At 39.1% G+C, this 26,827-nt stretch carries 18 protein-coding genes; 16 read left to right on the plus strand and 2 right to left on the minus strand.

The genetic code is table 11. The features are described from left to right. Window positions 1–230: 230 nt before the first annotated feature. Window positions 231–1,208 carry a peptide-methionine (R)-S-oxide reductase MsrB gene (msrB, locus tag HMPREF9200_RS03680; protein ID WP_009353486.1) on the minus strand — a complete coding sequence of 326 codons (978 nt, stop codon included), beginning with the start codon at window positions 1,206–1,208 and terminating at the stop codon, window positions 231–233. Between the two features lie 845 nt (window positions 1,209–2,053). Here msrB and HMPREF9200_RS03685 point away from each other — a divergent pair. From HMPREF9200_RS03685 to HMPREF9200_RS03695, 3 genes are all read left to right on the plus strand, one after another. Further along, window positions 2,054–7,657 carry an autotransporter adhesin gene (locus HMPREF9200_RS03685; protein ID WP_009353466.1) on the plus strand — a complete coding sequence of 1,868 codons (5,604 nt, stop codon included), beginning with the start codon at window positions 2,054–2,056 and terminating at the stop codon, window positions 7,655–7,657. 177 nt (window positions 7,658–7,834) lie between these two features. After that, window positions 7,835–8,068: a DUF2922 family protein gene (locus tag HMPREF9200_RS03690; protein ID WP_009353472.1), complete on the plus strand. Its 234-nt coding sequence runs from the start codon at window positions 7,835–7,837 to the stop codon at window positions 8,066–8,068. Window positions 8,069–8,081: 13 nt separating this feature from the next. Next, the gene (locus HMPREF9200_RS03695) at window positions 8,082–8,285 is read left to right on the plus strand and encodes a DUF1659 domain-containing protein (protein ID WP_009353480.1); all 204 of its coding nucleotides are present in this window, start codon (window positions 8,082–8,084) and stop codon (window positions 8,283–8,285) included. Window positions 8,286–8,562: 277 nt separating this feature from the next. Here the strand turns inward: HMPREF9200_RS03695 and HMPREF9200_RS03700 are convergent, their stop codons facing one another. Next, window positions 8,563–9,189 carry an RNA polymerase sigma factor gene (locus HMPREF9200_RS03700; protein WP_009353463.1) on the minus strand — a complete coding sequence of 209 codons (627 nt, stop codon included), beginning with the start codon at window positions 9,187–9,189 and terminating at the stop codon, window positions 8,563–8,565. Between the two features lie 449 nt (window positions 9,190–9,638). Here HMPREF9200_RS03700 and metA point away from each other — a divergent pair, with 449 nt between their 5' ends. The 13 genes from metA (at window position 9,639) to HMPREF9200_RS03765 (ending at window position 26,659) form a co-directional block, all read left to right on the plus strand. Next, window positions 9,639–10,598, plus strand: coding sequence for a homoserine O-succinyltransferase (metA, locus tag HMPREF9200_RS03705; protein WP_009353481.1), 960 nt, complete (start codon window positions 9,639–9,641; stop codon window positions 10,596–10,598). A 47-nt stretch (window positions 10,599–10,645) separates the two neighbouring features. After that, window positions 10,646–11,914: an O-acetylhomoserine aminocarboxypropyltransferase/cysteine synthase family protein gene (locus HMPREF9200_RS03710; RefSeq protein WP_009353494.1), complete on the plus strand. Its 1,269-nt coding sequence runs from the start codon at window positions 10,646–10,648 to the stop codon at window positions 11,912–11,914. A gap of 211 nt (window positions 11,915–12,125) precedes the next feature. Then, the gene (locus HMPREF9200_RS03715) at window positions 12,126–13,187 is read left to right on the plus strand and encodes a hypothetical protein (RefSeq protein WP_141558188.1); all 1,062 of its coding nucleotides are present in this window, start codon (window positions 12,126–12,128) and stop codon (window positions 13,185–13,187) included. A 253-nt stretch (window positions 13,188–13,440) separates the two neighbouring features. Then, window positions 13,441–13,773 (plus strand): helix-turn-helix domain-containing protein, encoded by a 333-nt coding sequence (locus HMPREF9200_RS03720; RefSeq protein WP_009353482.1) that lies wholly within the window; start codon window positions 13,441–13,443, stop codon window positions 13,771–13,773. A 339-nt stretch (window positions 13,774–14,112) separates the two neighbouring features. Continuing rightward, a complete protein-coding gene (locus tag HMPREF9200_RS03725) occupies window positions 14,113–14,277 on the plus strand; it encodes a 4Fe-4S binding protein (RefSeq protein ID WP_009353470.1) in 165 nt (54 codons plus the stop codon). Window positions 14,278–14,888: 611 nt separating this feature from the next. Beyond that, a complete protein-coding gene (locus HMPREF9200_RS03730) occupies window positions 14,889–16,982 on the plus strand; it encodes a heavy metal translocating P-type ATPase (RefSeq protein ID WP_009353479.1) in 2,094 nt (697 codons plus the stop codon). 740 nt (window positions 16,983–17,722) lie between these two features. After that, complete coding sequence (locus HMPREF9200_RS03735) at window positions 17,723–19,816, plus strand: heavy metal translocating P-type ATPase (protein ID WP_009353490.1); 2,094 nt, start codon at window positions 17,723–17,725, stop codon at window positions 19,814–19,816. Window positions 19,817–20,118: 302 nt separating this feature from the next. Further along, window positions 20,119–21,072: a magnesium transporter CorA family protein gene (locus HMPREF9200_RS03740; RefSeq protein ID WP_009353462.1), complete on the plus strand. Its 954-nt coding sequence runs from the start codon at window positions 20,119–20,121 to the stop codon at window positions 21,070–21,072. Window positions 21,073–21,613: 541 nt separating this feature from the next. Beyond that, window positions 21,614–22,546, plus strand: a complete 933-nt coding sequence (nikB, locus tag HMPREF9200_RS03745) for a nickel ABC transporter permease (RefSeq protein WP_009353476.1) — start codon at window positions 21,614–21,616, stop codon at window positions 22,544–22,546. Between the two features lies 1 nt (window position 22,547). After that, complete coding sequence (nikC, locus tag HMPREF9200_RS03750; RefSeq protein ID WP_009353473.1) at window positions 22,548–23,375, plus strand: nickel transporter permease; 828 nt, start codon at window positions 22,548–22,550, stop codon at window positions 23,373–23,375. Window positions 23,376–23,411: 36 nt separating this feature from the next. Next, the gene (locus HMPREF9200_RS03755) at window positions 23,412–24,995 is read left to right on the plus strand and encodes an ABC transporter substrate-binding protein (RefSeq protein ID WP_009353491.1); all 1,584 of its coding nucleotides are present in this window, start codon (window positions 23,412–23,414) and stop codon (window positions 24,993–24,995) included. 106 nt (window positions 24,996–25,101) lie between these two features. After that, window positions 25,102–25,893, plus strand: coding sequence for an ABC transporter ATP-binding protein (locus tag HMPREF9200_RS03760; protein WP_009353461.1), 792 nt, complete (start codon window positions 25,102–25,104; stop codon window positions 25,891–25,893). Then, entirely contained in the window at window positions 25,886–26,659 is a 774-nt protein-coding gene (locus HMPREF9200_RS03765) for an ABC transporter ATP-binding protein (protein WP_009353464.1), read from the plus strand. The genes HMPREF9200_RS03760 and HMPREF9200_RS03765 overlap by 8 nt, the downstream gene beginning before the upstream one ends. Window positions 26,660–26,827: the final 168 nt, after the last annotated feature.

The raw sequence follows: 26,827 nt of genomic DNA on the forward strand, positions 1-26,827 counted from the left end.
TATGCATAATCTATAGGGATATACGTACTTTATTAAAAGTAATATAGTGTGTCAAGTATGCTAGATCTAACGGTATAGATAGGGCATATAAGCATAGACTATTTATATAACGATAAAAGACTGTAAACAATTGGAAATATAATCCTGTGTTTACAGTCTTTTTATGTTGTAAGATACGGTAAGTTGGTAATCGTTGAAATCAGCTTTGTATTATGCTAAGTTGTTGTATACTAAATTTTTTGAGAATCTTGAGATAGAGCGTGGCTACTTTCTACAAATTTACGCAAAGCACCATATCCTTCTTTCTCTAACTCTTCTAAAGGAATAAAGCGTAAGGCCGCGCCGTTGATACAATACCGGAGACCTCCCATGGACTGAGGGCCATCTTCAAAGACATGCCCTAAATGAGCATCTCCAATGCGACTGCGTACTTCGATGCGACGATGTCCTAAACTATCGTCCTCATAGTAACGAATGACATCGCTGTTGATCGGTTGTGCAAAACTAGGCCAACCACAACCAGAGTCGAATTTCTGAGCGGAGATAAAAAGAGGCTCTCCAGAGGTGATATCTACATAAATGCCGGGGCGGAATTCATCTGTATAGGTATGAGAGAAAGGTCGCTCCGTAGCACTATGTTGTGTTACAGCGTATTCTAATTCACTAAGTTCTTTTTGTAATACATCATCTGCTTTGCGTTGGTATTCCTTTTCATCGATTAAAGGCTCGTAAGCCTTGGATACATTAATATGGCAATAGCCATTAGGGTTTTTATCTAAATAGTCTTGATGGTATTCTTCGGCTGGATAAAACGATTGTAAGGGTAACACTTCGATGGCAAAAGGCTTTTGGTAATGGCTGCTAGCACGTTTTAACGTGGACTCGATGATTGCTTTGTCCTCAGAATGTTCGTAATACACACCACTGCGATATTGAATGCCCACGTCGTTACCTTGTTTGTTGATACTAAAAGGATCAATAATACGCAAAAAATATTGTAGTACCTTAGAGAGGGAAATCACAGAGGTGTCATAAGTAACCTTGACAGTTTCTACGTGACCGCTGCCACGGCAAACCTCTTCATAACTAGGATTCGGATGAGCCCCATTGCTGTAGCCTACTTCAGTATCTACAATGCCGGGGATGCGTTGAAAGTAACTTTCCACACCCCAAAAACAACCGCCTCCTAAATAGATGGTATGATTCATAGTATCCCCCTTTTAATGGAATATAATGTATATTGCTGATAATTCATGATATGCTTTATATGTATGTTGCTAGCAAAGATATTGTTATTATATCGAGTATATATCATCAAATTGTTATGATATAGCTAGTCTTAATTATAGCATGTATTCGTATTAGAAATATTGCACGAGTATTGGTAGATTGATGATACGCCGCATATAAGATACATGGTATTATCACAAGTTTTAGTAAGCATAATATTATAAGACATGCCTATAAAGGTGAAAGCCACCTAACTCGTATGGGGACGAGCAGGTGGCTTCTTTGTGATAACTGTAGGTGTGTATGGGAAGTCACCGTTATCACATATGTAAGTAGTTTGAAAGGCTGGAACATATGAGGTTCATAGTTCCTGTCGAATATCTCATCGACGTAGATAGTATATCAAAAAAATAGGAATAAGTAAAATAATAATAAAGTGTTACCACTTATAGGGTGTACCTATTAGACATGTCGGCAATTATCAAGAAGTGATATGAAGATATATAATATACTATATATAAAGTATTTATAAAGAATGGCTATTATTAAAGAGTTTTTAACTATTAGGGGTTATAGTTTTTTTATGAAAGTTTATGAAGAATGCATTTGACATCTATAAGTGAGAACAGTATAATTGAGGCAACAGATAAGATGCCATAGTGAAATTATATGAATTATAGTGCAACTGAGTAACAGGTTATGAAAAAAAATTTTTCATTTAAATTTGGCACATATCAAGGGTATTTTGTTCACGCATATGTCATCTTAATCGTGTAGTATAGTAAGTCAATATGGGTTTCAAACTTTAAGGAAAAGAAGAATCATGAAAAAACGTAATGAAATTGTTCGAACAAATGCAGCACATGCACAAAGTCAACAAAAAGTAAATCGTTTAGCTGCTATGGCTGCTATTTTAGGTGTGACGGCGTTTAGCGTGGCTGGTATGACCACTACATTTGCTGTAGATAATGTGGCAGGTACAGGTGAAGGTACTGCATTTGGCACCAATAGTAAGGCTGTACAAGAAGGGTCTATTGCTGTAGGTAATTTAGCAGTGACTAATGCCAAAGCTGGTGTGGCGATTGGTAAATCTAGCTTAGCCGGTGTCAGTGAATCAGTTATCCCAGAAGCAGATCAAGAAAAGCATACAGCAAATACAGTGGCTATTGGTAGGAATGCCTATGCGTCCTATACTGATACGGTTGTTATTGGTACAAATGCATCCTCGTTACGTGACCATGGTGGCGTGACATTCCAATCGGGTACTGGTGCGATTGCTATCGGTAGAAATGCAAAAAGTGATTATAAAGAATCTGTAGCCATTGGTCCAGAAGCTCGTACGAATTTCACTCAATCCGTAGCTGTAGGTTACCAAGCGGAAACAACAGGTCAACAAGGTGCGGCAACAGCGGTAGGTCCAATTGCAAAAGCCTATGAAATAGGTGCAGCTGCCATTGGTAATATTTCTAGAGCAAGTGGGGCTTACTCTACGGCAGTAGGTACTACATCAGCTACTTATAATCCATTTGCTACAGCAGTAGGTAATAATGCAACTACGCGAGCAGCAAGCGATACGATTGTAGGTACAGAGTCTGGTACTGGGACTAGTGCTGGTCGTGCAGTAGCGGTAGGTTTTGGATCTCATGTAGCAGAAACGTCTGGCGTTGCTGTAGGTGACCGAGCTCGTGCCTTTACAGCAGGTGGAATGGCTATCGGTCGTGCTGCTACGTCTTATGGAGCACAAGCCATTGCAATTGGTAATGGCGGCAAAGCGGACGGCAAAGCTGGGGAAAATGCCTTTGCTACAGGACAAGGTGCGATTGCCTTAGGTACAACAGCTCGTGCTATGGGTACACATGGTTTTGCCTTTGGTAATGACTCTGTAGCAGGTGGTAATGCAGACTTAGCAACCACTGTATCTACAGCGTTGGATACGTATAATACAGCGTATAGTACTTATATTACAGCTCAAGATGCGAAGTTAACAGCAGAAAGCGACAGTAAAGCAACTCAAAAACGTTTGGCTAGTGATGCTCGTGACTTTGGGATTTCTTTATATACATTAACTAATGAAGAAAAGCAATTACTTCAAACATTAGGTGTAGATAATGCAGCTCTACAAGATGAGTTTTTTGGAAAAATAGAGTCCAATAATAACTATGATAGTGCTAAACCAGTTGTAACAGCTCAATTGGCTGCGTTGAAAAAAATAGCGGCACTTGATGAAAATGCAGCTAGTACAACTACAGCGGATGTAACACGTTTGATTAAACGTGCTCAAGATTTGATTGCAGAAAATACAAATGATGAAGCTTTAAAACAAAAAGTAACAGATACAACAGCTGCTGCAACAGCAGAAGAAACTAAGTTAAATACAGCTAAGGCAACATTAGAAGCGGCTTATAAAAGTGCAAAAGAATCTGCGTTAGCTATTGGTACACGCGCTGTGGCAGAAGGTAAAAAATCTATTGCCATCGGTACTGATGCAAATGCAACAAATGAAAATTCTGTAGCCATCGGTACACAAGCTAAATCTACTGCTGACCATGCAGTAGCTATCGGTGTAAAAGCACAAGCTACAGTGGATAATGGTGTTGGTTTAGGTTCCTACTCCGTAGCAGATACAGAAGCGCGTAAAGGCTATGATCTTAACGAAAACCGTATGAATACATATGCTGGTTTACGAGGTAATGCATTAACTGCATCCACAGCAGCTGTGGCTGTAGGTACGCCTCGCATGACTCGTCAAATTAATTATGTAGCAGCAGGTACAGATGATACTGATGCAGTAAACGTAGCGCAACTTCGCTCTGTGAATTTAAAAATCGCTGGTGATACAGTAGATCAAGCTGCACCGACAACTGATGGTACATCTAAAGCTGACGTATTATTAGATAGCCAAACATTAAAAGTAGTATCTGCTAACAAAGCTGTATTGACAACAGATGCTACCAATAACACAATTACAATCACTCCTGTTACAGCTGAACTTGAAAAAGATCCAGCTACAGGTCAAGTAAAACCTAAAGATGAAGCGAAAGGCAATGCCTTAACAACAGCTCAAAACGTAGCTGATATGATCAACAATGCATCTCCAAAAATTGGCAACGGTTTGACTAATAGTGATGGTAAAATCGTAGTACAACCTGCAGATAAATCCATTAGTGTAACAGCAAATGGTGTAAAAGTTAAAACTGACGGCACTACAATCACTGTAGGAGACAAGGGTTTACAAGTTAACACTGGTAATATTACTAATGTAACAGAAGGCGACAAAGCTGGTACTGTATCTGTTCCTGAAGCAGATAAAGGCAAAATTGCTACCATCGGTAATGTAGCAGATGCTATCAACAATGCAGCTTGGAAAGCAACAAGTGATAAAGAAGACTCTGGCGAAGTAGAAGGCACAACAGAAGAAAAAGTTAAAGCTGGTGACAAAGTTACGTTAAAAGCTGGTAATAACTTAAAACTTAAACAAGCTGGTAAAGAGTTCACATATTCCTTACAACCTGAGTTAAAAGGTATCAAATCTATCACTGGTGAAGGTGAAGGTGCTGGTAAAGTATCCTTTGGACCAAATGGTGTTGTTACTGTAGGTGGAGATAACCCTGTAGCAATCGATGGTAAAGATGGTAAAGTAACTGCAGGTGATGTAGTTCTTTCCAAAGATGGCTTAGACAATGGCAATAAAACAATCACTAATGTTAAAGCTGGTGAAAAAGATACTGATGCAGTTAACGTAAAACAATTAAAAGATGAACTCGGTAAATCCACTGTTAAAACAAGCGATGGATTGGAAAAAGATACAGATGGTAACATTAAGGTAAAACCAGCTGATAAATCTATCGAAGTAACAGCTGAAGGCGTGAAAGTTAAACCAGCTGATAAATCCTTAGAAACTACTGAGGAAGGCTTAAAAGTAAAAGCTGATGGCACTACAATCACTGTAGGAGATAAAGGCTTACAAGTTAACACTGGTTCTATTACTAATGTAACAGAAGGCGATAAAGCTGGTACAGTAGCTGTTCCTGAAGAAGCAGATAAAGGCAAAGTTGCTACTATCGGTAATGTAGCAGATGCTATCAACAATGCAGCTTGGAATGCAACAAGTGGTGAAGATGGAACTGGCAAAGCTGAAGGTACAACGAAAGAAGCTGTAAAAGCTGGTGACACTGTAACATTAAAAGCTGGAAACAACTTAAAACTTAAACAAGCTGGTAAAGAGTTCACATATTCTTTAAATCCAGAATTGAAAGATTTAACAAGTGCATCTTTCAAAAATGATGCAGGTGATACAACTGTAATCAATGCAGATGGTATGACTATCACTCCTAAAGCAGCGGATAAAAAACCAGTTTCCTTGACAAAAGATGGCTTGGACAATGGTGGTAATCAAATTAAAAATGTTAAAGCAGGTACAGAAGGTACAGATGGTGTTAACGTAAATCAATTAACTGGCGTTAAAAATGATGTACAAGATCTTAAAGATGAATTAGAGAAACATATTAATTCTTCTGGATTCTCCATTACATCTGATGTTGAAGGTACTGGTAAAAAAGCAAAAGGTAATACTACATCTACTGAAGAAGTTAAAGATGGCAACAAAATAACGCTTAAAGCTGGTAATAATCTTGAAATTAAACAAGATGGTACAAACTTCACATATTCCTTGAATCCAGAGTTGACAGGTATTACTTCTATCGCTGGTAAAGGTGCTGCACCTACTGTTATTACCTTAAAAGAGAGCGGAGATGTAACAATCGGTAAAACAGGTGAAGAAAAACCTGTTACTGTTACTGCTGATAAACATATTACTAATGTTGCAAGCAACTTACCTGAAACTAAAAATAAAGATGATAAAGGTGAAGCTACTAAATCTCAAGCAGCTCCAACAATGGGTACTGGTGAAAATGAGGTTAACCCAAATAACGCAGCTACTGTAGGTGACGTACTAAATGCAGGTTGGAACTTACAAGGTAATGGTACGGCTGTAGATCTTGTAAAACCATATGATACTGTAAACTTCGTAAATGGTGTTGGTACAACAGCTACTGTAAAAAGTGAAGATGGTAAAACATCTACAGTTACATATGATGTAAATTTAGGTAAAGGTCTAGAAGTAGGTAAGGACAACAAAATCACTGTTAAAGCAGATGGAGATACGATCACTGTAAGTGATAAGGGTATTAAAGTAAATCCTACATTTGTAAAACAAATAAAAGATGAAATCGCTAACTCTGCTGTAAAACCTGGTAAAGGTTTAGAAAAAGATAAGGCAGGCAACATCGATGTAAAACCAGCTGATAAATCTATCGAAGTAACAACTGCAGGTGTGAAAGTTAAAGCAGCTGACAAATCTTTAGAAACTACTGATAAAGGTTTAAAAGTAAAAGCTGATGGCACAACAATCACTGTAGGAGATAAAGGTTTACAAGTTAACACTGGCACAATTACTGTCAACGCTAAAGACGGCAAAGATGGAAAAGCAGGTACTGTATCTGTTCCTAAAGCTGATCAAGGCAAAATTGCCACTGTTGGTGATGTAGCGAAGGCTATTAATAATGCAGCATGGCAAGCAAAAGGCGGTCAAACTGGAACTGGCGTTGTCACTGGAAATGATGCAGCACAACCTGTTAAAGCTGGTGATGTTGTTACTTTCAATGCTGGAAATAACTTGAAACTTACTCAAGCTGGCTCTTCCTTCACATATGAACTTAACCCTACATTAACTGGTTTAACTAGTGCTGAATTCAAAGCTGGTGACAATACAACTAAGATTGATGGTAATGGAATTACCTTAACTCCAGCAGGAGCAGGCAAAGGAGCAGTTTCCTTAACAAATGCTGGCTTGAACAATGGTGGTAACAAAATCACTAATGTGGCAGCAGGTACTGACCCTACTGATGCAGTTAATGTAAGCCAATTACGTGATGCAGCAGGCAATATGCAAGCAATTACTAACCAATTACAAGGTCAAGTGAACCGTGTTGGTTCTCAAGCGGCTGCGTTATCCGCATTGAAACCTATCCAATACGATCCATTAGAACCAACTCAAATCATGGCTGGCGTAGGTCACTACCAAGGTCAAAACTCCTTAGCATTAGGTGTGGCACATTATAAAAATGAATCTTTGATGTTCCATGCAGGTGCTGCTATTGGTGGTAACCGTAGCCAAGTGATGGCAAATGCTGGTATTACTTGGAAAGTAGGAGCTAAAGCAGACGAAACAGCTGTAGCTGATGTATACAGACAAGGTCCAATTAGTTCCGCATACGTATTGCAAGATAAAATGGGTGCATTAGAAGCGCAAAACCTTGAACAAAAAGGTGAAATTAACGCATTACGTGAAGAAAACAAATCTCAACGTGCAGAACTTGATGCTGTAAAAGCTCAATTAGCAACAGTATTAAGCCGTTTACAAGGTTAATATAGAATTGTAAACGTAATCTAAGCGTTATATAGAAAAGACTGTAATCGAATGAAAATTATCATTCTGATTACAGTCTTTTTTGTTTACTCCGATAAGATTATGAATTTGGTTGACAAGTCTTCTTTTTTGAATGTATCTAAGTGTAAGCACTTGGTACTGAGAAAGGAGAAAATTATGGCAGCAAGTACAGTAGTGAAAAAAGAATTACATTTGGTCTTTACAGACACATCTAAGGAAGAAGTCAATATTGTGGTAGCTTTTCCTAAAGAAGGTGTTACAAAAACTGAAATTGACACAGTAGGTCAACTGATGGTGGAGAAAGATGTACTTCGTGGTCGTAAAGATCAACGATTGAGTAACTTTCAACATGGTGCATTAGTGACTACAGAGTCCACAGTGGTAGAATAAGGAGGATTAGACTATGACAACAACAATGGTAACCAAATTACAATTACAATTTAAAAAAGGTGAAGGTGCACATAATCTTAAAGTGGCTAATTTTGCCTATGTCAATGAAAGTGCCACGGATGAGGATGTGAAAGCTGTAGGCGATGCATTGGGCAAGCTATATGCCTATCCTTTGGTAGGGGTTGTGCGAAATAATGCCATCGCTTTAGAGGCGTAATATGGAAAAGCTTGAAAAAGCATTAAAAATTATTAGAATTACCCTTTGGGTATTAAAGTGGTTAAAACGATAAGGTAGGATAGGACCTTTAGACAGCTGAGAACCACACCAAGAAGGGTATATGTAAATGATAGTGATAAGACTTAGTACCAAGGATTACCGTAGCCATCCTGCTGATACATAGCAGGATGGCTATTGTTATATATTAGTGTACTGCATGATAAGAAAACCTGAATCTCTTTAAGAGATTCAGGTTTTACTTCTTTTCAATGTTATGTTATTGAACTGTTTCTAAAGCCTCTTTTAGTAAGGCGAGCGCTCGTTTGTATTTCTTATGCATAGCCTGTCGACTCATGCCATAGGTATTAGCAATTTCGCTGATGGATTTGCCTTTTAGCAAGACTTGCCGTAATAGGTTTGCATGCACCGGCTCCATTTCTGATAGAGCTGTGTGCAATGCTAATAGTTCTAAATGATGAATGGCTTCCTCTGCAGTATCATGGCTGGATGGGATAGATACTAGAGGATCTGTTTCATCTTCTTGTGGGGCTAACACCGTTTCATGAGTCCATTGTCGTAGACTCTTTCGATATAGATTCCACTGGGTGAAGCGTATACGAGATTTTACAAATCCAGCAAAAGGGATGTTGCTAGTTATATCATAGGTTTTAATAGCCTGCAAGAAACATTCCCATAAGGCAGATTCTAAATCACTGTCTATGGAACGAAGTTGGCGCACATGCGCGTATTTTGTAATGAGAGGTACGTACCGTTGACATAAGATAACAGTCATATGACAATAACCAGATTGGATGAAGGCTACCAGTTCTTCGTCGGTGTAGGAATCATCTTGGGTGTCAGAGGCTGTCATCAATAATGAGTGTTTAATATAAGAGTGACTCATTGTTTACCTCCTTGTATATAATTTTACCTAACATGATTGTCATGGATGATGTATAAGGGGCGTACTTGCATCATAGTTTCTATAGTATCACAGGCCTGTTGATATATAGCTCATTTGCTGTAAATTGCTATTACAAGTAATGAAAAATGACATCTATATATGTTGATGAAATTATATATCAAAATCCACTCAATAGCAAGTTAATTTTTCTGAAAGTGTGTAAAAGTAACATATTGATATAATAGGATGGATTTCAAGGGCATGTATGACATATAAGCAATATTGGGAAAATATGTATTTATAACTTTCCTTATAGTTTTTTGCTATATATAATAATATGTATCCTGTATAAGGATAAATGTACGTATATTGTTGACATATGATGGACATCCTAGTATACTTAATTCATCGTTAATCGATAGGTTTTACTGGAAAGAGAGGTGGATTGAATGCCTATACGAGTAGTGAAAGGATTACCAGCCATAGGGAAACTTTCAGAAGAGAATATATTCGTCATGGATTCGGAACGAGCAGAGTCACAAGATATTCGACCACTCCACATTGTGGTTGTGAACTTGATGCCACGGAAAGAGACTACGGAAATTCAACTGCTTCGCGCTTTGAGTAATACACCGTTACAAACAAAGGTTACCTTTCTGTACACGGCGTCCTATACAGCGAGTCATACAAGTCAAGAATATTTGGAAACCTTTTATAGAACTTTCGAGGAAATCAAAGATCAATACTTTGATGGTTTGATTATAACAGGCGCTCCGGTAGAGCAAATGCCTTTTGAGGAAGTGAACTACTGGGATGAGCTTTCAGAAATTATGGAATGGAGCAAAACCCATGTATGTTCTACTCTCTATATTTGTTGGGGAGCCCAAGCTGGGATTTATAAGCACTTCGGCATCCACAAGGAAGATTTGCCTACCAAGTTATTCGGTGTATATGAACAGGAAGTGCAGAACAGTAAGCCCATGCTTATGCGTGGCCTAGATGAACTCTTCTATATGCCTCATTCACGGCATACGACGGTGAGTGAAAGTGAAATCAACGCTCACCCTCAGTTAGAAGTACTAGCCCGCGCGGATAAGACAGGTGTTGGTATTGCCCGGTCCTATGATAATAAACATGTGTTTATCTTTGGACATCCAGAATATGATCGAGATACTTTATACCAAGAGTATGATAGGGATAGAAAGTTAGGATTAGAGATTGAAATTCCAGAAAATTATTTCCCTAATGATGATCCGACGAAAGAGCCCATCATTCGATGGCGATCTGCATCGACCATACTCTATTCAAACTGGTTAAACTATTATGTGTACCAAGAAACACCGTATGAGGTCAGTGAATTACAATCGAGACCGATTGAAGAAGCATATATACAAGACTGGGTCATTTAATCCTAGTCAATACATAGTAAAGATTTAAGAATGATGAGGAGTTTAACATGAGCAATTACAAATTTGAAACATTACAATTACATGCAGGTCATACAGTAGACGCAACAGGTTCCCGTGCGGTGCCAATTTATCAAACAACATCGTATGTATTTAAAGATGCAGAACAAGCAGCAGGACGTTTTGCTTTAACTGATGCAGGTCCTATCTACACTCGTTTAGGTAACCCTACACAAGACGTATTGGAAGGCCGTGTAGCCGCTTTAGAAGGTGGTGCTGGTGCCATCGCCGTAGCCTCTGGTTCTGCAGCGATTGCCTATGCTATCCAAAACGTAGCATCTGCTGGGGACAATATTGTGGCAGCGTCCACATTATACGGTGGTACGTATAACTTATTCAGCGCTACATTGCCACGTTTCGGTATCACTACAAAATTTGTGAACCCAGATAATTTAGAAGAGTTCAAAGCAGCTATCGATGATAATACAAAAGCTGTATATGTAGAATCCGTTGGTAACCCAGGAGCTAACTTGGTAGATTTAGAAGCGATTGCTGAGATTGCTCACGCTCATGGTATCATCGTCATTGTGGATAATACATTCGGTACTCCATATTTGTTCCGTCCATTTGAATACGGTGCAGACGTAGTAGTTCACTCCGCTACTAAATACCTAGGAGGACATGGTACAACTATCGCGGGTGTCATCGTGGAAAGTGGCAAGTTCGACTACAAAGCAAGCGACCGTTATCCTGGATTCGTAGAAGGCGACGTACATTACAATGGTTTAGTATACGGCGATCTTCCAATTCCTTTCACTGTAAAAGTACGTGCTCAATTATTGCGTGACACTGGGGCAGCCATTACTCCTCTAGCAGCATGGTTGATTATTCAAGGTATTGAAACATTGTCCTTGCGTGTAGAACGCCATGTAGAAAACACTCGTAAAGTAGTTGATTTCTTGGTAAACCATCCAAAAATTGCTTATGTAAATTATCCTGAATTACCAAACAGCCCATACAAAGCATTGGCTGACAAATATTTCCCAAATGGTGTTGGCGCAGTGTTCACATTTGGCGTAAAAGGTGGTAAAGAAGAAGGTATCAAATTCGTTGATGCTCTTGAAATCTTCTCTAACCTTGCAAACGTGGCGGATGCTAAATCCTTGGTTATCCATCCAGCAAGTACAACACATGCCCAATTGAGCCCTGAGGAACAATTGACAGCAGGTGTAAAACCAGAACAATTACGTGTATCCATCGGTATTGAAAATGTAGAGGATATCATTGCTGACTTAGCACAAGCATTGGATAAACTGTAAGATATAGCAACTCTATAGTAGTATATAAGGGAACTCACAATAGTGGGTTCTCTTTTTAGCTATGGTATACTAGGTATGTAGTTGGTACATATACAATAACACGACAAAAACTATTGGGGTCTATATAGATATTGAGATGAGGTCAACGTTAGATGAGTATAAAACTTGACATAGGATGTATAGAGGTGCAGATAAGAAAGGAAATCAACGAATGAAAAGCAAACTAGTTGGAAACATATGGTGGAAAGCTGTAATATGTGGGATGGCGATGGCCACTTTCACAGGTGTTGTAGGTATGGCAGAAGATATAGAGGCAAAACCTAAGGTTGCATTCATAGAACAGCAAGGAATGCCAGTAGATATGCCAGCAGGTATGCCCGTTCCTGTAGGGGATCACTATACAGACAGTAGTCTACTTGCAAAAGGTGAGGAAACAGAAAATATACCGAACCATACGTATATTAGTAGTCGGAAAGGGCATTTTCGTTTTGCCATTCCTTGGGATGTACAAAGTCTTACTTGGATTGATAAGGTTGTACCTACAGACAGTGGGCATGTAGTAGGGGTTCTGTTGCAACTAGACAAAGATGTGATTGTGATGGTTACACGTAGAGATAATGTGCCGCCGAAAGGAGTATCTCAAGAACAGTGGAATACTACTTGGTATGACCAACCTATCCAAGGTATGACAGATGCGGAGTACATGGAGATTTGGCGTCAAAAAAATCCACATACCTTTAAAAAGCACACAGTATCTGAAGGAGGCCTTCTATCTCGAGAAGATATGACAGCGGTTCGCTGGGATCGATTTGAACAGCCTACACAGGATGGACCCTATGTAAGGTTCACCATCGATATGATTATGAAAGAGGATCTTACGCATCGATACTTGATGGAGGTAGAATATGATGATATTCATAGATATGATTTGCAGACCTTGTTGCACTTATTAGATGATTTTGTGTATATGGGAAATGATGAAAGTAAAGAAATAACATCTTCTCATCGATTAAGTAAAGATCCATCTAGCATGCATGATATAGGACAAATACCCAAAGAACTTGTTTCAGGAAATTCTATGTCAGTTTCAGATGTAACTATCCTTGAAGGCCTATACCATGAAGAATTAGTACAAGACAAGCCATCGAAGCGTATACAGAAAGAAATACGAATTACCGATGAAGGGATTACCTCTCAATCCACTTGGGATGATAACATTATAACTGAGGCTAGGATTCTCCGGTCTGGACAGATAGGACTAGAGAGAAAGTAAAAAGTTGGTGTCATTTTTGATAGAGATTGAATATGATGATATTCATAGATATGATCTGCAGACTTTGTTGCACTTATTAGATAATTTTGTGTATACAGGGACTGATGAAAGTTGAGGAGCATCCCTCTCATCACTGTAGAACAGCATTTTAGAAAACCATCGTATCAGATATGCTCTTGATTTATGAATTTTGCCTATATATAATGTGAGTAGAGCAGTTCGGTTATATACTTTTGAAATGAGGTGTATAGAGATGGGGACGCATTTACAATCAATGGAATCTATGCCAGAGTATGAAGAGTTTTGTATTTGTTTAGGCAGAAAAATTGCTTGGGTTAGACGTTGTCAGGGACTTTCACAAAAAGAGTTATCTAAACGATGTGGTATTAGTCCAAGTTATTTAGCAAAAATTGAAGGTGCTAAAGGTTCCTTAGGGACATCTGTGCAGGTGTTGTATTTGATCGCCAAGACTTTGCAGGTTGATGTGGCAACTTTGGTGTGTCATGATGAAATCGATTACCAGCGGGTACGGATGTACAAGATTAAGCAACGAGTCATGGGATATGAATCGAATCAGTTGCACTAACTGGATGAAAATTAGTTTGTGTTCATAGATATCTAATTGATAATATAATTATTATCAAAAACTATATTGAGAAGTAATAATTGAGAATATCGGCACCTATAGTTATTTTTTATATATATGGTTGAATAAAAATGATAAAATCTATCAAATAGAGCAATATATAGGTTCAGCGATACAAAAAATGCAACATCAATTGTAAAAATTGGATACAAAAAGTATAGACAAGTATTTGACAAGACTAAAAAAACGTGCAATAATGAGAATGTAAAAAAGGTAAGTACCTTAGTTAAATGATAATCATAAAGTTAGCGAATTTCTATTTTTTTATGGAGGTGTCTCATGCGCGTTATTGGTGATGCATGCATTAAATGTGGTTCTTGTGCTTCTGTTTGTCCAGTAGGAGCAATTTCTGAAGGCGAAGTTAAATACGAAATCAACGATACTTGTATCGATTGCGGTTCTTGCGAATCCGTTTGCCCAGTAGCAACAATCACAGCTGAATAATTTAAGCAAATAACAAACCCCGTAAACATACGTGTTTACGGGGTTTTCTCGTTTTTGATTTACTCTATTACTTGTTTTGCTTGTGTATGATTCTGTCAAAATCAGAAAATACTTTCCAACAGCTATGATGGCGTCTAGGTTGTACAGTTTTACTGTTGAGCTTTGCGTTTTCTGGGCTAAAGCTCCGTGTTTAGTGGTTATTGCAATTTCTGCAATAACCACTGATTCATCTAATTCGTTGGATTCAAAGATATTTTTTAAATGGCGACTGACAGAAGATAAAGATACTCCGAATAACGTCGCCATATCTTTTTGTGTCATCCAAAATGTTTCGTCTTTAAATAGAACATTATATTACATCTTATAAGAGGGGCAAAGTCAAGAAGAAATGGGATAACATTTATATAGAGGCAGAGATATCTAAAGTATTAGGGGTAAAGTGATATTGAAAATCTATTAAATCTATGGGATAATGGAACAAATAAAAAATCGCTGTTGGTTTACTGGCACGACGATAACATATAAACAAACACTTAAGTGTTAAAGCAGTGTTAAAACAAACAGTAAAGTAAGTAGTAAGGTTACATATTATAATTTCATAAGGAGATACGATGGAACGCATTTTTAAACTACAAAATTTGAATTGTGCCAATTGCGCTAGCGTGATTGAAACAAAATTAAATCAACTAGAATCTGTGTCAGCAGCAACTTTCACGCTTGGCACCCAGCAATTGCGCATTACCTCTAGTATAGAAGATACAGATATGTTACGAGATCAAATCCAAGCGGTGTGCGATGCTACGGAAGATGGCGTAGTAGTGGTACCATTTGTGCGTGCACCTAAAAAAGCACAACAAGTAGAGGATGACCATGAGCATAATTCTAGTTTATTGGGGATTATTATAGGCGCTATCGTGATAGTGGTAGCAGAGTTTACTAACTGGGTGCCTGAGCAATATATGATTCCATTGTTGGTGGTAACTTTTGCTATACTAGGATGGCGCATTGTATGGGCAGCAATTAAAAATTTCATGAAAGGTAAATTATTCGATGAAAACTTCTTGATGTCTGTTGCTACTATTGGTGCGTTAATCATCGGTGAATATGTAGAGGCTGTTTGGGTTATGTTGTTCTTCCAAGTAGGGATTTATTTTGAGGAACGTGCTACAGAACGCAGTCGTAATGCGGTCATGGATGCAGTGGATCTTCGTCCAGAAGAAGTACGTTTAATCGTTTGTGATGGTAGCGTGCAGGTGGTGAATCCAGAAGATGTACAAGTCGGGTCTCATATCGAAATTCGTCCTGGTGATCGTATTCCATTGGATGGCCGTATAGTAGAAGGTACTACGCGTATCGATACAGCAGCGGTAACGGGTGAACCAGTTCCAGTGAGCGCTACCGCAGGTACAGAAGTGATGTCTGGGTGCATCAATGTGGATGGGCGTATTGTCTTAGAAGTAACGCATGAATTAAAAGATTCCATGGTCATGCGCATTCTTGATGCTGTGGAACATGCAGCGGCATCGAAACCAAAGATTGATCGTTTCATTACTCGTTTCTCTCGTGTATATACACCAATCGTAGTGGCATTGGCGATTATCGTTGCCGTGGTACCTCCTCTATTCACAGGAGAATGGCAATATTGGATTTATACAGCGTTAACATTCTTAGTAGTATCTTGCCCATGTGCTCTTGTATTGTCTGTGCCTTTGGCATTCTTCTCCGGTATCGGAGCTGGTTCTAAACAAGGTATCTTGTTCAAAGGTGGCAAGGCGATCGAGGCTATGAGTCGCGTGAAAGCGATTGCCTTCGATAAAACAGGTACTATCACAACAGGTACTTTCAACGTACAAACAGTAGAAGTAGCTGGTACTTATACAGATAATGAAGTGTTGCAATATGCAGCGGCTCTAGAAGCTGGTTCTACACACCCGATTGCTATGTCCATTGTAGAAGAAGTACAGCGTAGAGGAGTAGAGTTTAATACGGCCAAGGATGTAAAAGAAATCTCTGGTCATGGTATGGTAGGCATTGTAGAAGGGCATACCGTATTGGTTGGTAATGGTCGTTTATTAGAAACAGAACATGTAACGGCACCAACCATTGAACATGTATATGGTAGTGAAGTGTTCGTAGCTATTGATGGTCAATATGTAGGTCGTATCGTCATTGCCGATGCTGTGAAAGAGGATTCTAAAGAGGCCATCCGTCGCATGAATGGAAAAGGATATCATACAGTGATGCTCACAGGTGATGTGGCATCCAGTGCGAACCATATTGCCCAAGAAGTAGGTATCCAAGGTGTGCGTGCCGAGTTATTACCACAAGATAAACTGGAGGTTGTTCAATCTCTTCGTAATGACTATGGCTCTGTCATGTTCGTAGGTGATGGTATCAATGACGCTCCTGTGTTGACAGGTGCTGATGTAGGCGGTGCCATGGGTAGTGGTGCAGACTCTGCCATCGAAGCAGCAGATGTAGTATACATAAACTCCAACCTAGATTCCGTATGGCGTTCCTTAAGTATTGCAGAACGTACCTTGTCCATTGCATGGCAAAATATTTTCTTCGCTATTGCTGTAAAAATTATTGTTATGGTGGCTGGTGTATTTGGCTTTGCAAATATGTGGGTGGCAGTTTTTGCAGATACAGGGGTATCCATTCTTTGCATCTTTAACTCTGTCCGTATTTTCTACAGTAAATAATATAAGTCCTCCTGCTAGCATGTACGCCCAACTATGTAGCAGGAGGCATTGTGATATCTTCCCCTTCTTGCAGTTATGCAAGACATATATCACTACATAATAACTATACAGCGAAGAGGACTTGGCCATTAGGCTAAGTCCTCTTTGTCGTGTAGGGACATAGTCTACCAACTCATTTTGTCCTATAACCCTGAAATAGAAAGGTTACTACATAATGTAATTTTGTCTACATTTTCGTTGAGCTCATCAAAGCTAAGTTGCCCTTGGTAGGCATGTAATTCATCTAGTATTTTCATTTGGTACTCTACCGTTCCTTTAGTTTATGGTCGGTCAGACATGCATGGTTGGAAGCGAAACCCCATATTCTTACTAAACTGTTCAGCTTTAGGTTGCGGTTGACCCTGGGTACCATGACTTCTTGCTGTCAGCATTACACTTCTTATATTGTCTGTAAGAATACATTGTGGAATACCACGAAGATAACATATTGTTATAAAGATGCGGTTTGAATCCGGATACAGCGATTTTTAGCACTCTAAGTAATAGGGTGCCTTTTTATTATAGAGATAATATGAAAATAGGATAAAAAAATATAAATGAATATACAATCATATGTTGACAAAATAGAAATTTATAGATATAATAAAAATATGAACAAACACTCAAGTGTTAAAACAGTGTTAAAACAAACTTTAAAACAAGTAGTAAGGTTACATATTATAATTCATAAAGGAGATACGATGGAACGCATTTTTAAACTACAAAATTTGAATTGTGCCAATTGTGCTAGCGTGATTGAAGCAAAATTAAATCAACTAGAATCTGTGTCAGCAGCAACATTTACACTTGGTACGCAGCAATTACGTATTACATCTACTGTAGAAGATATGGATGCTTTGCAAGAACAAATCCAAGCGGTATGTGATGCTACGGAAGATGGTGTAGTAGTGGTACCATTTGTGCGTGCATCTAAAAAAGCACAACAAGCAGAGGATGACCATGAGCATAATTCTAGTTTAGTGGGGATTATTATAGGCGCTATCGTGATGGTAGTAGCAGAGTTTACCAATTGGGTGTCTGAGCAATATATGATTCCATTGATGGTGGTGACTTTTGTTATACTAGGATGGCGCATTGTATGGGCAGCAATTAAGAATGGTATGAAAGGTAAACTGTTCGATGAAAATTTCTTGATGTCCATTGCTACTATTGGTGCGTTAATCATTGGTGAATATGCAGAGGCAGTTGGGGTTATGTTGTTCTTCCAAGTGGGCATTTATTTTGAGGAACGTGCTACAGAACGCAGTCGTAATGCCGTAATGGATGCAGTGGATCTTCGCCCAGAAGAAGTGCGTTTAATCGCTTGTGATGGCAGCGTGCAGGTGGTGAACCCAGAAGATGTACAAGTCGGATCTCATATCGAAATTCGTCCTGGTGATCGTATTCCATTGGATGGTCGTGTTGTAGAAGGGACTACACGTATCGACACAGCAGCGGTAACTGGTGAACCAGTTCCTGTGAGTGCTACGGTAGGCACTGAAGTGATGTCTGGTTGCATCAATGTAGATGGTCGCATTGTCTTAGAAGTAACGCATGAATTAAAAGATTCCATGGTTATGCGTATTCTAGATGCTGTGGAAAATGCAGCAGCATCGAAACCAAAGATTGATCGTTTTATTACTCGTTTTTCTCGTGTATATACGCCAATCGTAGTGGCATTGGCAATTATCGTTGCCGTGGTACCACCTTTATTCACAGGAGAATGGCAATATTGGATTTATACAGCTTTAACATTCTTAGTAGTATCTTGCCCATGCGCTTTAGTATTATCTGTGCCATTGGCATTCTTCTCTGGTATTGGTGCTGGTTCTCGACAAGGTATCTTATTTAAAGGTGGTAAAGCAATCGAGGCTATGAGCCGTGTGAAAGCGATTGCATTTGATAAAACTGGTACTATCACAACAGGTACTTTCAACGTACAAACAGTAGAAGTAGCTAGTGGCTATACAGAAAACGAAGTGTTGCAATATGCAGCAGCCTTAGAAACCGTATCTACACACCCAATTGCGATGTCTATCGTAGAAGAAGTACAACGTAGAGGGGTAGAGTTTACTACGGCCAAGGATGTAAAAGAAATTTCCGGTCACGGCATGGTAGGCACCGTAGAAGGTCATACTGTATTAGTCGGCAATGGTCGTTTGTTGGCGAAAGAAAATATTGCAACGCCATTGATTGATTATGTGTATGGTAGTGAAGTATTCGTAGCTGTTGATGGTCAATACGTAGGCCGTATCATCATCGCTGACGCTTTAAAAGCTGATTCTAAGGAAGCCATTCGTCGCATGAACGGCAAAGGATATCAAACAGTGATGCTTACAGGTGATGTGGCAGCTAGTGCAAAGTATATTGCTCAACAAGTAGGTATCCAAGGAGTACGTGCTGAGTTATTACCACAAGATAAATTAGAAGTGGTACAGTCTCTACGTAATGATCATGGTTCTGTTATGTTCGTAGGTGATGGCATCAACGATGCGCCTGTATTGACAGGTGCTGATGTAGGTGGTGCTATGGGTAGTGGTGCAGATTCTGCCATCGAAGCAGCAGACGTGGTGTACATGAACTCTAACCTAGATTCTGTATGGCGTTCCTTAAGTATTGCGGATCGTACTTTGTCTATTGCATGGCAAAATATTTTCTTCGCTATTGCTGTAAAAATCATCGTTATGGTAGCAGGTGTATTTGGTTTTGCTAATATGTGGGTAGCTATCTTTGCAGATACAGGGGTATCCATTCTTTGTATCTTGAACTCTATCCGTATATTCTACAGCAAATAACATAACGCCTCCTGCTAGCATGTACGCCCAACTATGTAGCAGGAGGTATTGTGATATCTTCCCTACTTGTAGTCATACAAGGCATATATCACTACATAACAACTATACAGCAAAAAGGACTTGGTATTAGGCCAGGTCTTTTTTGTTGTACATGGGTATCGTATTTACTCCTATACATTGATTGAGTGGAAATAGTGAAAGGTTGTTAGTAACTTTCACAAGAAATCATAAAAAAATTGACGAATCGGCCTCGATTGATTAAGATAAAGGGTAGGGTTATTAAGACGTTAAGGAGGTGTCACATGTTAACGGTACACAAACACGTAGAGGGGGAATTATTTACAGATTCCACTGTACAAGATGCTACAAAAGGTTCATGGATAAATTTGGTGAACCCAGACCCCGATGAGTTGGCTATCGTCAATATGATGACACAGATTCCAACGGACGTACTGAAAGCAGCTTTGGATACGGAAGAACGGTCTCACGTAGAAATTGAAGATGAATACATTTTCGTCGTTATTAACATTCCAGTACTGCGTGGTTCTGATGTATATGATGCAGTTCCACTAGGTGTCTTTGTGACAGAAGATTTCTTTATTACCATCTGTTTAGAAGAAGCAGAGGTGCTATATCCGTTCTTGAGCAATCAAATGCCAACCTTCTATACTTTTAAAAAGACAAGATTTCTGTTCCAAATCATGTATCGCACAGCGGTACTATATTTGCGATACTTACAACAAATCGACCGCCGTACGGATGACATTGAAAAAACATTACGACATACGACACGGAATAAAGATTTGTTCCAATTATTGGAATTACAAAAATCCATGACCTATTTTACCTCTGCACTGCGTGGTAATGGTACGGTAATGGAACGGATTTTACGTATTCGTCGTCATGATGATGTGCGATATTTGTTGAAAATCTATGAAGAAGATGAAGATCTATTAGAAGATGTGATCATTGAGAACAAGCAGGCTGTGGAAATGGTTGAAATGTATTCTAATATTTTGATGAATATGATGAATGCCTTTACATCCATTATTTCTAACAATTTAAACTTAGTTATGAAATTATTGGCAGCCATGACAATTATGTTAGCTGTACCAACGGCCATCTTTAGCTTGTGGGGTATCAATGTACCGGTGCCATTTGCTGATATGGAATATGGCTTTGAGTATGTGATTGGTATTGGTATAAGCTTTGCAGCCCTGGCAGGCTATTGGCTTTGGAAAAATGATTTCTTTTAATTGCATAGTAAAATGGAACACACCTAAGGGGGCTCCCTGGGGTGTGTTTTCTTATGTCACGATTCAGGTTAATTATGAAAGTTTCTTATATCTATCTTTAAAAGTCATGAATATTATACAAAATGAATAAAATTACTATATAGATATTTTTCAATTTGTGTAAACGCAATGATTTAAAATGATATAAATCACAGATAAATACCTAGAAATGTACACTTTCAAACAAGCATGCATTCCATGTCTTGCAATATTCACATTAGTCATTTGACTTTTTTGATAAAAGAAATTAACATATTTATGTAATATCTATAATATAGTTGGGCGTAGATATTGACTATGAATACCTTAAATAAGGGAAGAATATTTTGGGGGAGATATTGCTAAAAGTTGTATAGGGTTATGGGCAAGATGGAGCAAGATTGTCTAAACTATAGCCCTTGCTAACTTAATGTAGATCCACCCAAAGGGTGGCTTTTCTTTTTTGGTATGTATTAATTACATCAATGTATGCTCACTAATTTTAAGGGAAGGATGTGGATGATTGAAAACTATACTAAGTAAGGTGTCACAATTGCTAGTCACCTTAATAGGGGTTACATTTCTGACATTTTGCTTGACCTACATTGCTCCTGGGGATCCAGCTTTGATGGTGTTGGAGGCAGGGGACACCATTGTGTCACAGGAAATGATTGATGCTACACGAAAAGAAATGGGCTTAGATCGTCCATTCATGGAACAGTATGTGCGCTGGGTAGCAGGCGCTGTACAAGGTGATTTAGGAACCTCCTATTCAGGGAAAAAACCAGTGACCGACAAATTATTAGAAGGCTTGGGCGGAACAGCCTTATTAGCAGTGTCTGCCTTTACGCTAAATGTTCTTATTTCTATACCCATGGGGATTTATTCGGCGGTAAAAGCGAATAAACTGCCAGACTTTATCATTCGATTCTTTTCTTTTGTGAATGTATCGATGCCAAGTTTCTGGTTGGGTATGATTCTGCTGTACATCTTCGGATTGAAATTGCACTGGGTGCCAATTGCTACATCGGTGATCAGTTTTAAATCTTTGATTTTACCAGCTATCACATTAGCTTTCGTCATGGCTGCAAAATTTACGCGCCAAGTGCGGACTGTGATTATCGAAGAATTGCATCAAGACTATGTGATGGGTGCTAGAGCCCGTGGCATGAGTGAATCTCAAATTTTATGGAAACATGTCTTACCAAATGCTTTATTACCATTGATTACGGTTATGGGTATAGGTATTGGTTGGCTCTTGGCAGGGGCTGCAGTGATTGAAATCGTATTTTCTTGGCCAGGGATGGGGAAAATGGCGGTCTATGCCATTGCCATGCGCGATTATCCACTCATTGAGGGCTTTGTATTGTGGGTGGCCCTTATCTATACAGCTATCAACTTCTTGGTAGACCTGTCCTACTCTATTTTGGATCCACGATTGAAAGCGAGGGGATAGGATGAAAGAATTTATTTTGCAACACAAGCGCTTTTCTTTCTACTCCCTCTTAGTGGCTATTGTAGTTGGAATTGCTATATTTGCTCCCTATATCACACCACATGATGCCTTTCATGCAGATATGTCAAAAGCTTTCTTAAAGCCCTCTGCAGATCATCTGATGGGCACTGATAAATTGGGGCGTGACACGTTCTCCCGTATCATTTACGGTACACAAACTTCCTTGTCCATGACTATCATCCTTGTTATCTTAACAGCCACTGTTGGTACAGTAGTAGGGATTTTGTCTGGTTTCTTTGGAGGTAAAGTAGAACTTGTATTGATGCGCTTTACGGACATTATGTTATCCTTCCCAGGGGTGGTATTGGCCATTGCCATTGCCGGTATCTTGGGTGGTAGTGCTATCAATGCGATCTTAGCTCTTGTTGTGGTGAGCTGGGCGAAATACGCACGATTGATTCGATCTGCGGTAATCAAACTTCGTCATAATGACTTTATTGCGGCAGCTAGAGTGAATGGTACGAAACAATTGACCATTTTATGGCGCCACATTTTACCGAATGTATTGCCTTTGGTTATCATTACAGGGGCAATGGATATCGGGTCTATGATGATGGAAATTGCGGGACTTTCATTCTTGGGATTTGGGGCACAGCCTCCGACGCCAGAATGGGGCTTAATGCTCAATGAGAACCGTCAATATATTTTATCGTCACCAGAATTGATGTTATATCCAGGGATGGCCATTTTCATTGTGGTTACCATCTTCAATTTATGGGGCGATTCGCTACGGGATATCTTAGACCCACGTAGTACAGATTCACATTAATGTGTTAGTTGTAAGTTTTGTAGAAAGGGACTTAACATGAAACAAAGTTGGAAAAAATGGCTTCGTAATGCTACATTTGGTGTTATGGCAGTAGCGGCATTAGGTGTGATTGCAGGTTGCGGTAGCGACAATGCGGCACCAGCTGACAAAAGTGTAGTAAAATTTGGTGTTACAAACTTCGCAGATACATTGGAGCCAACACAAAATTACTTCGGTTGGGTAGTTATGCGTTACGGTATTGGCGAAACATTAGCTAAATTCGACGAAAAAATGAATGCGCAACCTTGGTTGGCGGAAAGCTGGTCTGTATCTAATGATAAATTGACTTGGACTTTCAAAATTAGCGACAAAGCGAAATTCTCCAATGGCAATAAAGTAACTGCTGAAGCGGTAAAAGAATCCATTGAGCGTGCTTTCGAGAAAAATAAACGTGCTGCTACATTCTTCAAATACACAGATATCAAAGCAGAAGGTCAGAATTTGATCATCACCACAGATAAACCGTATCCAAATGTGCCTGGTTTCTTGGCTGACCCATTATTCATTATCGTAGATGTGTCTGCTGAAAAAGCTGGTCGTGACTTTGCAAAAGAAGGTCCTATCGGTACTGGCCCGTACAAAGTGAAATCTTTTACTAAAGAAAAAGCAGTTGTAGAAGCAAATGAAAATTACTGGGATGGCGAAGTTCCATTCAAAACAGTAGAAATTCCATCTATCGATGATCCTACAACTCGTGCGTTGGCATTACAAAATGGTGACGTAGACTTAGCAGTTAATATCGGCGCTGGTGACCTTGAAACATTGCGTAATGACAGCAAATTCAAAGTAGATGAAATCGCTTCTTTGCGTACTGTATTAGCTCGTATTAACCAAAAAGGTGTATTAGGTGACGAAAAAGTTCGTGCTGCCTTCATCAGCGGTACGGATCGTAAATCCTACAACGAAGTATTGTTAAAAGGTACTTTCATTCCTGGTAAAGCACCAATTCCACCAAGCTTGGATTATGGTTTTGATAGTTTGAAAGACCCTAATGCATACAATCCTGATCGTTCCAAACAATTGTTGGCAGAAGCTGGCTGGAAAGATACTGATGGAGACGGTTACGTAGATAAAGACGGTAAAAACTTAGAAGTGCGCTTCGTAGTATACAACAGCCGTCAAGAGCTTCCAATCTATGCAGAAGCTGTTCAATCTGACATGAAAAAAATCGGTATTAAAGTAAACATCGAAACTGTTGACTATAACTTAATGGATAAAATGGGTATTGATGGCGATTATGACTTATTGATCTCCAACATCGTAACAGCGAACACTGGTGACCCAGAAATCTTCTTGAAATGGTACTGGAAAACTAACTTGAATGGTGATAACCCACAAAATGGTTCTGGTTACAGCAATCCTAAATTCGATGCAATCATGGATCAATTAGCTGTTGAATTCGATAAATCTAAACGTCAAAGCTTAATTATCGAAGCACAACAAATCTTATTGAATGATGGTGCAGCATTGTTCTTAGGTTACCCTAAAACAAATCTTGTTAATAACAAATGGTTAACAAATGTAGTGATGTATCCAACAGACTACTACTGGTTGACTAAAGATATTAAACCAGCAAAATAATCCTTTGCAGATGTCCGCAACAATTGGGAGGCAGGTTTGCCTCCCCTTGTTGTATGTAGCAGTCGCTTTCAGTAGCATTGGTAAGAAATATACAGAAGGGATATATATGTTACTTAGTATTAAAAATTTAGCAGTTACCTATGGAAATAATCCGAATCCTACGATTGCAGGAGTTAACCTAGACCTAGCAGAAGGGGAGATTGTTTCCATTGTAGGGGAGTCCGGCAGTGGTAAGACTACGGTCATCCGTGCACTGTTAGGTGTATTGCCAAATACAGGTCGTGTGTCTGAAGGAAGCATCACCTTTGATGGACAAGACTTATTAGGGTTTTCCACAAAGGATTGGTTGGATTTGCGAGGCAATCATATTGCTATGATTTTCCAAGATAGTGGCAATATGATGAATCCAATTCAAACAATCGGGAAGCAATTTGTAGAGTTCATTCAATTACATAGCACTATGTCTAAACAAGAGGCAGAGGCAAAAGCTATCGAAATGTTGGCGCTCACCAATTTGCCACATCCTGAAGCAATTATGAAGTCTTATCCCTTTGAACTCAGTGGCGGTATGCGTCAACGGGTAGGTATTGCCATGGCAATTACATTCTCTCCTAAACTATTGCTAGGTGATGAACCGACATCGGCCCTAGATGTAACGACGCAAGCACAAATTGTAGAAGAATTATTACGTATTAATCGTGAGAATAAAACATCGATGATTATTGTAACTCATAATATCGGTGTGGCGGCTCATATGTCTGATAAAATTGTGGTTATGAAGCAAGGGGCTGTGGTGGAATATGGAACAGCTGAGGAAGTGATTCGTAATCCACAAGCGGAGTATACGAAACAATTACTCAATGCAGTGCCAGAAATCGGAGGGAAACGCTATGTCTGATATTATTATGCAAATTCAAGATATTGTGAAAGAATTCCCTTTAGCTGACGGTTCTACTTTGCGTGCTTGTAATGGAATCTCCATCGATGTAGAACGGGGAGAAACCTTAGCCATTGTAGGTGAGTCTGGGTGCGGTAAGTCTACCTTGGTGAAGACTATTATGAATATGCATGCGCCTACATCTGGCTCTGTTATTTTCCGAGGTAAAGATATTACGAAATTAACAGGTGAAGAAAAACGCCAAAATTATCGTCATATTCAAATGGTATTCCAAGATCCAACAGCCGCTTTCAATCCGAAGATGAAAGTGCGTGACATCATTTGTGAACCATTGCGTAACTTTGATCTTATTAGCAAAGCAGATGTAGATGCGAAAGCTAGAGAATTGTTAAAAATGGTAGATTTACCAGAAGATTTTGCAGACCGATATCCGAATAATATGAGTGGCGGGCAACGGCAACGTGTGGCTATTGCTAGAGCCTTAGCATTAGAACCAGAAATTATCGTTTGCGATGAAGCCACGAGTGCTCTAGATGTATCTGTACAAGATACAATCATCGAGCTATTGGTACGGTTACAAAAAGAAAAAGGCATTACCTACCTATTTATTTGCCATGATTTGGCATTAGTCCATTTATTCTGCCACAAAGTTGTGGTCATGTATAAAGGGGAAGTGGTAGAACGCCTGAATGGAGATGCCTTAGCAGAGGCGCAGCATCCGTATACAAAACAATTATTAAGTGCGGTTTATAATTTAGAGCGCTAATCTATGGCTAACATTATTTTTCATTAGATGAATAGATTGTTTTGTAATATAACATAAATTGTATGAATAAGATATATTTGTGTTATATGAACATACTTTGATATAATAAACGTATCAAATGGTGTATGAAAATGTTTCAAGAGGAACACCTAGGTGTTCCTCTTTTTT

The organism is Veillonella sp. oral taxon 780 str. F0422 (assembly GCF_000221605.1).
GTDB lineage: Bacteria > Bacillota > Negativicutes > Veillonellales > Veillonellaceae > F0422.

What these genes read in the sequence shown, in the direction of transcription:
- msrB (WP_009353486.1), bottom strand. Translation starts at nt 1,208, where the DNA reads ATGAATCATACCATCTATTTAGGAGGCGGTTGTTTTTGGGGTGTGGAA.
- HMPREF9200_RS03685 (WP_009353466.1), top strand. Translation starts at nt 2,054, where the DNA reads ATGAAAAAACGTAATGAAATTGTTCGAACAAATGCAGCACATGCACAA.
- HMPREF9200_RS03690 (WP_009353472.1), top strand. Translation starts at nt 7,835, where the DNA reads ATGGCAGCAAGTACAGTAGTGAAAAAAGAATTACATTTGGTCTTTACA.
- HMPREF9200_RS03695 (WP_009353480.1), top strand. Translation starts at nt 8,082, where the DNA reads ATGACAACAACAATGGTAACCAAATTACAATTACAATTTAAAAAAGGT.
- HMPREF9200_RS03700 (WP_009353463.1), bottom strand. Translation starts at nt 9,189, where the DNA reads ATGAGTCACTCTTATATTAAACACTCATTATTGATGACAGCCTCTGAC.
- metA (WP_009353481.1), top strand. Translation starts at nt 9,639, where the DNA reads ATGCCTATACGAGTAGTGAAAGGATTACCAGCCATAGGGAAACTTTCA.
- HMPREF9200_RS03710 (WP_009353494.1), top strand. Translation starts at nt 10,646, where the DNA reads ATGAGCAATTACAAATTTGAAACATTACAATTACATGCAGGTCATACA.
- HMPREF9200_RS03715 (WP_141558188.1), top strand. Translation starts at nt 12,126, where the DNA reads ATGAAAAGCAAACTAGTTGGAAACATATGGTGGAAAGCTGTAATATGT.
- HMPREF9200_RS03720 (WP_009353482.1), top strand. Translation starts at nt 13,441, where the DNA reads ATGGGGACGCATTTACAATCAATGGAATCTATGCCAGAGTATGAAGAG.
- HMPREF9200_RS03725 (WP_009353470.1), top strand. Translation starts at nt 14,113, where the DNA reads ATGCGCGTTATTGGTGATGCATGCATTAAATGTGGTTCTTGTGCTTCT.
- HMPREF9200_RS03730 (WP_009353479.1), top strand. Translation starts at nt 14,889, where the DNA reads ATGGAACGCATTTTTAAACTACAAAATTTGAATTGTGCCAATTGCGCT.
- HMPREF9200_RS03735 (WP_009353490.1), top strand. Translation starts at nt 17,723, where the DNA reads ATGGAACGCATTTTTAAACTACAAAATTTGAATTGTGCCAATTGTGCT.
- HMPREF9200_RS03740 (WP_009353462.1), top strand. Translation starts at nt 20,119, where the DNA reads ATGTTAACGGTACACAAACACGTAGAGGGGGAATTATTTACAGATTCC.
- nikC (WP_009353473.1), top strand. Translation starts at nt 22,548, where the DNA reads ATGAAAGAATTTATTTTGCAACACAAGCGCTTTTCTTTCTACTCCCTC.
- HMPREF9200_RS03755 (WP_009353491.1), top strand. Translation starts at nt 23,412, where the DNA reads ATGAAACAAAGTTGGAAAAAATGGCTTCGTAATGCTACATTTGGTGTT.
- HMPREF9200_RS03760 (WP_009353461.1), top strand. Translation starts at nt 25,102, where the DNA reads ATGTTACTTAGTATTAAAAATTTAGCAGTTACCTATGGAAATAATCCG.
- HMPREF9200_RS03765 (WP_009353464.1), top strand. Translation starts at nt 25,886, where the DNA reads ATGTCTGATATTATTATGCAAATTCAAGATATTGTGAAAGAATTCCCT.